Raw genomic sequence first — 10,440 nt, 5'->3', positions numbered from 1 at the left:
CGTTATCTGCGTTTTTTTCGTACCGTATATTCAAAACCACTGAACGCTACCAGTATGCATGGCTTTATAAGGGCAATAAATGTCGGTAAAGAACGAACAGGGTGAAGCGGACTCCGTCTATGAGTTGTTGGTTTCGACCGATTTCGTCGATGAAAACCAGAAGAGTGACTTCTGGCGAGAGGCGTCACGGCCGTTTTACGACACCACTCCCTTAATTGGATACGAAAACTACCAGCTTGAAGGAACCATTAGGTCGCGGGAAGTGGCTGGGTTCACCTTCGCTTCCGTTACATTCAACGCCCAGCGATACAATCGCGACAGGCGCATCATTGCTTGGAGCGGACTTGATCATTATCTCGTTGCAGTTGTCACAGACGGCGAAATCTCGGGGGACTTTGCGAACACCGACGTCAAAGCCCGATCCGGGGATATTTGCATCTTGGATTTGTCACAAGTCCTGAAAAGTGAAGTGACCACAGGTGGTACACTGTCAGCCCTCATCCCGCGCCAAATCCTAACAAAATCAATGGGCAACGCAAATCTGCACGGCTTAGTGCTTAAAGCACATATGCCCATGACCAAATTACTCACAGCGTATCTTGAGGGGTTAAGCGGCCTTGATAAGCATCTGTCGGATGACGAGATTACCGCGGTGCATGAAGCGTTGGTAACTATACTTGCCGCAGCATTTCGGGGGGGGCAGCTCCCCGACGCGGGGGACCTGCGACCTCTCAGTATCGCCTTACGCCAACGAGTTCTGGATTTTATCGAGCACAACATCGATAATCCCGACCTTAGTCCAGATGCGATTCAGCGTCGGTTCAATGTCTCCCGTGCCCATCTTTATCGTGCGTTTGTGCAAGATGGCGGCGTATCAAGCATCATCCAGAACCGGAGACTGGACTTAGCTTTTCTTGAGCTCACACGAACAGATATTATTGGACGATCTATTGCAAAGATCGCATTTGCTCATGGTTTTTCGAACGCCACCCATTTCTCGCGTTGTTTCCGGATACGATTCGGCCTAACGCCTAATGAAGCACGGCAGGAAAGGCTCAACGGACAGCTTTCCCCCGAACTTCGAGCCCATTTGTTGCGGTTCAGAACACAGGAATCGAGGCGATGAATAAATGATATGAGACGCCTAGACTATAAAATAGAGATTCAGGGAACAGGCACACGCAATTACAATCATCTATCCTAAAGCAGACAGATGAGATGGAATATTCGGGCACGATTTAGGACCACCAATGACAGCAGAGGAATTCAAGCAATACGATGTTACGACGGCTCCCCTTGTTTACATTGTCGATGATGACCGAGACTTCCGAGAGGAAATGCTCCTGGGCTTATCCAGGCTGGGCCTGAACGTATATGGATTTGAAAATGCTGCAGCTCTTTACAGAGCGTACGCAGCAAAGCCATCAGACATCGTAATTCTTGATATCGGCTTAAATGGAGAAGATGGGTTATCTGTTGCCGCGCATTTGAGAACATCGCGATCGTTGGGAATTGTCATGGTGACAGCTCGCGGGTCCATTGATGACAGGATTAATGGCCTCAAAAACGGTGCAGATGCTTACCTCGTCAAACCGATCGATGTTCGCGAACTGGCTGCCACAGTGACAGCTCTCAGCGCCCGTCTCAGCAGGCTCGGTTTCTCTTCACAGCGTCAAGGTTCCGGGTGGTCCCTGCTCGAAGGCGGTTGGGTACTATCCGATGGGGTTGGCAATCGTCTTCGTTTAACCACAGCGGAACAACGTTTATTGGGACGGTTATTCGCTGAGCGTGGCGAGACCGTCGAGCGGCAGGCGCTCGTGGAGGCTCTGGGAGAAGACGTATATGAATTTAATTATGCGCATCTCGACACCATAGTGAGCCGACTGCGTCGAAGGGCGAAAAAGGCCAACATAGTGCTTCCTTTGCATGCAATACGCGGGCAAGGCTTTTCGTTCGCGGACTAGCGGATTGTATTGCGCGCTGGATAATAGTGTTTTGTCACTCCTGCGCTGCATAAGTATTAACGACCGACAGGAAGTGTAAGGATCAGATATTTAATGAAATTGTTCAGTACGCGGTGAAAGTTTAAGCTACGGATACGAATAAAGAGAGGGGCTACTGATATTGCCCCTGCGGGGTTGATTGCAGGTTTGGTGGTTGTCTCGTGCGCGAAGATCCGGCCACAAGCCGTCTTTTCTCTCCCTGAAAAACTCCGGGCCTTTTTGAAACACCTCTTTGTTCACTACAGGGAGGGTGGGGTATGTTTGATCAACTTGATGTTCTTGATGAAAAACACGTGGAGATTGTCGCCGACGCGATTGCTGACAATCGCATATCCTGTGCTGTTCAGGATATTTATTCGACATCTGCGCCTGAAGAAATCTTATACGGTGAATGTTTGGCGCGACTGACCGGAACGGATGGACGCATCTACGGCGCGGGTGCGTTCGTGCCCTGTCTGGAGGCGCTGCGTGAAGCACCACTTCTCGACCGACATATGGTCAAAATCGTTCTCGACCTTCTCCAGTACGCACCGACAAAAGTTCTCGGGTGCAATCTTTCCCCTGACAATCTCGCCAATGTAGCTGCATGGAATGGCATTCTCGACCAAATTGCTAATCGCGCGCACCTTGCACAGCGCCTTGTCCTAGAAGTGACCGAGGTGCAGGAAATGGGTAGCCTTTCATCTTGTGCTGAGTTGATCGCAGAGGTCCAAAGACTTGGTTGCCGTGTCGCACTCGATGATTTTGGTGCAGGTTTCGCGTCTCCAAGGCTTCTTCAATTGATCAACTTCGACATCGTTAAGATCGATCAGGCATTCGTTCATGATATTCGCCCTTCATTCAAGGGGCGCGACAGCCTCCAAAATATTGTTGGTTTTGCATCCAGCTTCGCGCCCATGATCGTCATTGAAGGTGTGGAAACAGCGGCTCAGATCGATGCAGCAAGAACGGCAGGCGCCACGCATGTTCAGGGATATTTTTTTTCAGTGCCGGCTCCATACATTACTTCGACCAAGGCAAAGCTGGAGGCATTTATACCTTGACTATAAAATCACATCATTAAATTTTCGGATGTAGACAGCTTGCCGCTTATCGGGAGTCGACAAACCGTTAACAATTAATACCGCTTGGTATTGCCAGGCCCGGACAGAAATAGTGCGCTTAGATAACAACTCAACAATGATGAGTTACGACGTGATTATCAATAGCGATGGTTCTTTAGTGCTATATATAGTCCCGTCCATTTTCAGCCGTGCTAAACTTCCCACGATACAGGCTCAAGATATTTTCAAACACACATGTTTTTCTCCGCTGATTGGCCCACATGTGCTCAAGCTTTAGTGACAATGCAATGCAGCAAATACAGGCACAGGCCTCCGACACAACCAGGTGCAATCGCTTTGTCTGGAAGCTGATCATAATTCTCGAGCGTCGCTGAGAAACGCAAAAGCGGCCACCTGACCTCAACTATAAGTTGCTCACAAGCCTTACAATGCTACTGAGAAAGCGATCTAGATTTGTACAACAACAACGACGAGCATGCAATCCACCCATCGTTTAGGGAGATTCCCTGAAAAGTATTATTTAACGATAACAGTAGCTCCAATCGGCACCTTATCATACAGATCGATCACATCTTCATTTATCATTCGTATGCAACCCGATGACGCTTCGGTTCCAATGGTCCAAGGCTCGGATGTTCCATGAACACGGTAAAGCGTGTCCTTGCCGTTTTGGTATAAATAAAGCGCACGCGCTCCCAACGGGTTATGTGAACCTGGCGAAATTTTGTGCGGTAAGCCGGGGGTTAAGTTGCGCATGTCATCAGTTGGAAACCATGCCGGCCATTCCGCCTTGCGCCCAACTTTTGCTGTACCCGACCACGAATGACCAGTTCCGCCAACTGCAATTCCATAGCGTCTGGCTGTACCATCACTTCGGTGCAGATAGAGAAACTTGTTCTTTGTATCAATAAAAATTGTGCCAGACGGCAGTGGCTGTGGCGCTTTGATGTCCGTTGGCCAAAAGCGACGATCAAACCGGCTCCGGTCGATAATACGTACCTCGTGCGGCTCACTCGCGAACGCCGCTTGCTGACTGATGAGAGCGGCCCTAGATGTACGACCATCATCAGACTGCCCCGCACATCCTACCAGCGCTGCAAACGTCAGCAGGAAAACTTTTTTAGTTTCCAGTATCGGAGCCAAGAAGATACGCACTATTTGGTATGATCCTGTTTGGATTCTTCAACCGAAGTTGTAATCTGCGAGCGTAATTGTTCAATATGTATTGGCTCTTTTAGCATTCGTTTTACTCGATGGTTTTCATCGGCTACGGATTTTCCGGTTGGAGAAGTTCCCTTTAGATAATGCTTTTGCCACTTCTGTTCGACAGTCAGCTCATCGCTCATCTGTAGTCCGGCCGAAAAGAGGCGCCGTTCACTGCTCCAGACACGATGTTCATGATGAAAGTCTGGATCATCTTCCATCGGTCGAATGACGGGCTGTACTTGTTCGATAGCTACACTTGGCATCATAGTGATAAAGCAAAACGGTTCACCTTTAGCAAAGGTGACAGAACCCGGCCGAGTAAACCGCCAATTCATTGTAAAACTGAACGGCAACCAGTTGGTTTCCACCAGGCCATCCAACGGGGCAATCCCGTCTTTCATTCGGTTTGGGGATCCTCTAGCCCATATCATCCAACCCGGATCAGTGCGAAAAACGTAGCCTGGATGAAAAGTAACAATTCCATGCCCAAACGTCGAACTGATGAAGCGGTGCGTTACATTCGGCTCGTTAACGTGAAAGGTCACATCGTTTGTGGTGTTGAAGCCATTCCATGTGATCGTGATGTCAATCGGATTTAACAGTTCCCATCCACTTGCATTCGCGATTGAAAGCGGTGTGCAACGGTATGCAAAACGTTGATTGGTCGCATCCATCCAATCGCGCGTTCCCTCCGCAGCGACGAGCTGGGGCGGATTGGGAGCTTGAATCATGCAATCAAGTCGCGTGCCAGTCATACTTCTCTCTAACTCCACGAACAAACCACAACGACCATCTGATCGTGCTCATCGTGCACGATCAGAAATTGCCTGTCTTAAGATATTGCACTCTTGCCCCGCACCATCGAGCTCATCTGCGGAGCCCGTCGATGCTTCTGTCGATATTATGCTCCGCTTGGTCCGGTAGGTCCGGTAGGTCCGGTAGGTCCGGAGGGCCCCGTAGGTCCGGTCGGGCCATCTGGTCCTTGTGGGCCTTCTGGTCCTTGAGGGCCTTCCGGTCCTGCCGGGCCTATTGGACCCGCAGGTCCTGCCGGACCTACTGGTCCTTGAGGGCCTTCCGGTCCTTGAGGGCCTTCTGGTCCTGCCGGGCCGGGAGGTCCTGCCTCACCAGGGGTGCCATCAGTACCTGGGGTACCCGGTATTCCGGGAGCACCAGGAGTGCCTGGTGTACCAACCCCTGGCGTGCCTGGGGCGCCTGGTGTGCCGACACCTGGAGTGCCAGGGGCGCCTGGTGTACCGACACCTGGGGTACCAGGAATTCCGGGAGCACCGGGGGTGCCTGGTTGACCCCACGTACTGGTTGTCGGTTCTGGCAAGCCGCCGACATCCGTTATGAGATGATTTCGCATGAAGTCGCTACGGTCACGCTGGATCAGTGAGCGGGTTGGTTTATCGGCATAATAGTCGTTCTGATCATCCGAGAGCAGACACTCGTAGTTTTTCGATGGGTCTTTGCAGAAAACGGTCGTACGACCGTACTGCTGCGTTGAAGCGCCCGTTCCGAAATGGAAGCGTAGCCCCGCCATGGCACTGAGATCACCACTTGACGAAACGCTGGAGTTATTCAGATCAACTGCAAGCTCGCTATAGATTGAAGCCGCGGTGCCAGTAGAGCCGAATTCGGTAAGATATTCCGCACCTCCAACTGCTCGTAAACGGCCACCGAAACTATCACTATATCGAAGACCTGCATTAACTTTGAAATTGTCAGTTGCATAGTAACCCACCCGACCTTCGGCAAAAGGACCGAATTCATCTTCCAGCGAGTTCCATTCAATACCAGCCAGTGCTTCAAGCGTTACACGATCAAGATAATACTGGCCTTCGATGCCTGCTTTACCCTCGACATAACCATTCTCAATGCCGCCGTGACCATCGTCGTAGCCACCGCCGCTGTACATATAACTGCCATATAATCCGATTGCACCTTTTTCAGGGTCACGCCGGAAGAGGTGTACGGCCGCTCCGCCGATAGGATTACTGCGCGAGACGCCGCCAAGAGCATCAATCTGGAAGCCATATTTGTTTCCTAACGGAACAGCGACCGATCCCTCAGCAAATCCGTATCCACTGTCGCTGTTTGCCCCTCCTCCAAAGCCCACGCTTACGTTAGGAGCCGAGACAGCACGAGTGTCAGCTTGCTGCGCGAATGCGAGCTGCAGACGCCGATCCACGGGCGAGAGGGGCATATTTTGTGACTGAGCGACGGAACCTTCGAGCGTAGCCAGCCTCTTTTGAACCTCAGCGGTCTTTGCATGGGCGCTTGCAAGTTGCTGCTCTAAGTGTTTCTGGCGCTGCTGAAGCTCCAAAATCATTTGATACAACTGTGTGGTAGATGGTGCCTGCGCCGCTACAGGTATTGCGCTGCCAAAGAAAATTGCAAACGTTAGTGCTGAACAGCTCGTAAAGAGCATTCTTTTATGCTGCCCCATGGCCCCTCCACTTAGATCGCCTAGCGGTCCCACCGACACAGTGATCATTGGCTTAATTCTTAAAGCACGATTTAAGATTAATTATTAACCATAGCAATTACACTTTCTGTCATTACCTTTCACTTACTGTCGCCTCAGTGTAATTGGTAACAATTACTCAATACGAGAGAAATACGCCAAGCTGCTGCACCGATTATAAAAGCCGGGCAACGTAAACGAACTCTGATTTAATAACCGCTGAAATCATGCAGATATTTGAGTTCATTTAGGGACTATCGATTTCCAACCGCACCATCTCTAAATCAACAACCTTATCCATCCAGAATGTCTCCACATGCAGCCTTTCGCCGCCTTCGCAGCTTAGGATAACGCAGTGATCTATATGCGAAATTGGAACATCGTCGCCCGCCATTTTTGCGCAAAAGGCCCTGTATCCGTTAGTTTGTGCGGTGGACAGGTCGTCACTCAAAATCGCTATAATACGGATCTTTGCGATCTCGATCCAAACCGGGTTTATGCCATCAAATCGGCCCAGTAAGCCCGATCGCGTGCCGAGAACGTTGCGGTGACGCGTTGTTTATCCGGTAATTGACGGTCATAGAAACATTATCCCAGTCCTTCCACCGTAGCAGACTCTGGCAGAACGAACGACTTGCTTGAATGCCGGTCCGCGATGCTCCGGCATCGCCTGCATCGCTTTGCTAGCACCGCAACAATTGTCCTCTATATATGGCACTATAATTTGGATCTGGAGCCCCATTTGATAGTGTGGAATATACTTTTAGGGACTCAACTCGCGCGAAGCGTCAAGCCGCCGCCACTGATACCAGACCGTTGCCATCCAGCAAGCAGGTTGACAGGGCTCTATCCAGAATCTGGCCCAGCTACAGGAGTTAACATGGAAGCCGACGTCAGGAGGCTGCTTACCCACCATTTAGCGAATAAAATCTTATTAGTGACCCGCGAAAACTCGGCGTCGTATCGCCTATCGCATCTTACCCCTGGCCGTGATCTCCATACTTGTGACGGAGCCGGAGCTGTCGCAAGAGATATCGGGCCCTTCAAAGTCCGAATCAATCGACGCCGTTCAGGTTTGATGATGAATCCCGCCGCGCTCACCTAGCCTCGCTGATATGCGCTATGCTAGCGCCTCGAGCGATTTCGCCAGTTCGGAAACAAGCGGTGATGAGGCGTTGGCGGTGTATACTCCAAATTCGGCAACCGGCGCTGCAGGCAGATTATATCGTCCGTTTATGGTCTCGCAGTCTGGGGGAACCGCTTCAGAAAATAGGACGCCAATGCCCAACCCTCCCCGCAATGCAGATAACATGGCGGTCAGGCTTTTCACGCGACAGCCAACGGTCCATACAAGGCCTGCTTCGGCCAAAGAAGTGACCATCCGGTCCTGCCAGGAACAGGATGTTTCAAAGAGGACGACTGGAAGCGGCTCCTCCTCATTCACATCGAGCAAGCGGCTTGCACACCATACCAGCTGATAAGAAATAAAACTTAGCGGCGGTTGGGTGAACCGAGCGGGGTCCGCAACGACGATGTCGATTTGCCCTTCATCAAAGGATCGCGCCAGCTGTGTGGAATGTGACGAACTTAGTTCGATATCCACCGACGGATGTTTCTGTTTGAACTCGGCAATCGCGCCGGGAAGGCGCGTGACTGCGAGGTCTTCAAAAAGACCCAGCCGAATACGCCCCACCAGCTTCTTATCAACCAATCCGCGCTGCATGTCCTCCGTCAGCGCAATGACCCTTCGCGCATAAGCCAAAAAGGCTTCTCCCGCTTGCGTCAGAGAAACACCACGCGAGGAGCGGGTGAAGAGTTGCGTGTCTAACTCCTTTTCTATCCTCTGCAATTGCATGCTGACGGCCGCCTGGGTGCGCGCAAGACGGTCAGCAGCCTTGCTCAATGTCCCCGTTTCAGCCACTGCGATGAACATTCTGAGCAGTCTGAGATCATAACTGGCATCCATAATGAACCCTTATACTGTAATAAGAATTATAAGACTACACGTGGGGTATAGCCTTTGACAATATGAATTCAGAAGCTAGGAAATGGAGCATAAAATGTCGAATTATCAAAACAAACTGACTGCTTGTGGTATCGAGTGGCCCAATCTGGCCCGTCCAGACTTGCCATTCTCGCCAACCACAAAAGCCGATAATTTTCTATATGTTTCGGGGCAGATACCGGAGAAAGCCGGCGAGATTGCGTACACCGGGCAAGTTGGCGGTGAGATCGATATCGATAATGCTCTTGAAAGCGCGAAACTTTGCGCGGCAAATGTCATATTCTGGGCGAATGAAGCGCTTGAAGGCGATCTTGATCGGGTCGTCGGATTGGCCAAGCTTACGGTCTTCATCAATGCCGTAGCTGACTTTAACGCCTATTCACAGGTCGGCAACGGGGCGTCGCAAATTATGAATGTCGTATTCGGTGAACGAGGAGTGCATGCACGCTCCGCAATTGGCGTGGCGGGATTACCAGCCAATGTACCGGTCGAAGTCGAGGCCGTTTTCCTCATTCGCTGATCAAAGGACCTGCAAATTTCCGTCCTGCATTTTAATCATAGCGGCGCTGGGTTGCCTTCTCCGGAAACCGTTCAGGTTATTGTTAACCATCTGCGGCTTGAAGCGGAACGTGGTCCAATGGAGGCTGGCGCACTCGCATCAGATGCTAGCAATATGGTCTATAAAGCTGCAGCTCAGCTTTTGGGATGCTCTTCGCAGCATGTCGCTTTCGGAACCAGTCACGGACAGCTTTATGGCAACCTGATCGCTTCTATACCGCTTGCGCCCGGCGACAAGGTGCTTGTCAGCCGCCAGGAATGGATCGGTAACGTTCTGTGCCTGCAACGCTCAGCGAATTTGAATGGCGCATCACTTTCGCTGATGGCCTCGGATGATACAAGTGCGGTCGACCCTGTAGCGCTCGGTAAAAGTCTTTCGCCGGACGTTCGCATTGTTGCGCTGACATGGATTGGTGCAGGAAGCGCACTGATCAACCCTGCGGCAGCGATTGGCGCTGCAATCCGGCAAGCCGGGTCGTCGGCATTTTTCATCATCGATGCAAGCCAGGTAATTGGACAGGTGCCGATCAATGTTGCCGAGTTAGGCTGTGATGCTCTCATCGCCTGCGGGCGGAAATTTCTACGCGGACCGCGCGGAACGGCATTGGCATATATTTCGCCCCGTCTTGCGTCCGAGATCGTGCCCCGGAACATTGACAACCTGTCCTCCACTTTGAGAGACGGGAATGTTGAGGTGGCAAATAGCGCTCAGGCTTTTGAGTTCGGTGAGGAATCAGTGGCGCTCAAGCTCGGTCTTGGGAAAGCGATTGAACAAGCACTCGACTTGGGCGTCGACCATATCCGGTTAGCTCTCGATCAAAAAGCGGGCGCGCTTCGTCAGGCGCTTGCTGAACTGCCGAGGGTCAAGTTGCTTGATCGTGGAAACAACAAAGGCGCTGCTGTCACTTTTGCCATCGATGGTCTGCCCTGCGCGACTGCAAAGCAACGTCTCTCTGATCAGGGCATCAATATCGGCATGAACGGACCGGGGTACACTCCTTACGATATGTCGATGCGCGGCATTTCGGAGCTGCTTCGAGCTTCAGTGCATTTAAACACCACCGATGAAGACATTGCGTTGATCGTCAATGCAATCAGATCGATCGGCAGCACCAGTTTGTGAATTGGAACATCAAA

At 51.3% G+C, this 10,440-nt stretch carries 9 protein-coding genes; 5 read left to right on the top strand and 4 right to left on the bottom strand.

Annotated features, from left to right (window positions below; all coding sequences use genetic code 11):
- Positions 1-79: 79 nt before the first annotated feature.
- The 3 genes from CES85_RS26705 (at position 80) to CES85_RS26695 (ending at position 3,046) form a co-directional block, all read left to right on the top strand.
- Complete coding sequence (locus CES85_RS26705) at positions 80-1,126, top strand: helix-turn-helix domain-containing protein (protein ID WP_095448763.1); 1,047 nt, start codon at positions 80-82, stop codon at positions 1,124-1,126.
- A 124-nt stretch (positions 1,127-1,250) separates the two neighbouring features.
- Positions 1,251-1,964, top strand: a complete 714-nt coding sequence (locus tag CES85_RS26700) for a response regulator transcription factor (RefSeq protein ID WP_095448762.1) — start codon at positions 1,251-1,253, stop codon at positions 1,962-1,964.
- A 296-nt stretch (positions 1,965-2,260) separates the two neighbouring features.
- Entirely contained in the window at positions 2,261-3,046 is a 786-nt protein-coding gene (locus CES85_RS26695) for an EAL domain-containing protein (RefSeq protein ID WP_095448761.1), read from the top strand.
- Between the two features lie 537 nt (positions 3,047-3,583).
- On the opposite strand, the gene CES85_RS26690 is transcribed toward CES85_RS26695, so the two are convergent.
- The 4 genes from CES85_RS26690 to CES85_RS26675 form a co-directional block, all read right to left on the bottom strand.
- Complete coding sequence (locus CES85_RS26690) at positions 3,584-4,222, bottom strand: L,D-transpeptidase (protein WP_244923352.1); 639 nt, start codon at positions 4,220-4,222, stop codon at positions 3,584-3,586.
- Entirely contained in the window at positions 4,222-5,028 is an 807-nt protein-coding gene (locus CES85_RS26685) for a DUF6065 family protein (RefSeq protein WP_095448759.1), read from the bottom strand. Before CES85_RS26685 ends, CES85_RS26690 begins: the two co-directional genes overlap by 1 nt.
- Before the next feature lie 146 nt (positions 5,029-5,174).
- Positions 5,175-6,605, bottom strand: coding sequence for a collagen-like domain-containing protein (locus tag CES85_RS27590; RefSeq protein ID WP_208636313.1), 1,431 nt, complete (start codon positions 6,603-6,605; stop codon positions 5,175-5,177).
- 1,255 nt (positions 6,606-7,860) lie between these two features.
- On the bottom strand, positions 7,861-8,706 hold the full coding sequence (locus CES85_RS26675; protein WP_095448757.1) for a LysR family transcriptional regulator: 846 nt from the start codon (positions 8,704-8,706) through the stop codon (positions 7,861-7,863).
- Positions 8,707-8,800: 94 nt separating this feature from the next.
- Between CES85_RS26675 and CES85_RS26670 the strand changes: the two genes are divergently transcribed.
- On the top strand, positions 8,801-9,265 hold the full coding sequence (locus CES85_RS26670; RefSeq protein ID WP_157743543.1) for a RidA family protein: 465 nt from the start codon (positions 8,801-8,803) through the stop codon (positions 9,263-9,265).
- A gap of 51 nt (positions 9,266-9,316) precedes the next feature.
- Positions 9,317-10,426 carry an aminotransferase class V-fold PLP-dependent enzyme gene (locus CES85_RS26665; protein ID WP_095448755.1) on the top strand — a complete coding sequence of 370 codons (1,110 nt, stop codon included), beginning with the start codon at positions 9,317-9,319 and terminating at the stop codon, positions 10,424-10,426.
- Positions 10,427-10,440: the final 14 nt, after the last annotated feature.

It is taken from the genome of Ochrobactrum quorumnocens, assembly GCF_002278035.1.
GTDB classification, from domain to species: Bacteria; Pseudomonadota; Alphaproteobacteria; order Rhizobiales; family Rhizobiaceae; genus Brucella; species Brucella quorumnocens.
The sequence above is the reverse complement of the archived record's forward strand: the minus strand, read 5'-3'. Positions and strand labels throughout refer to the sequence as shown.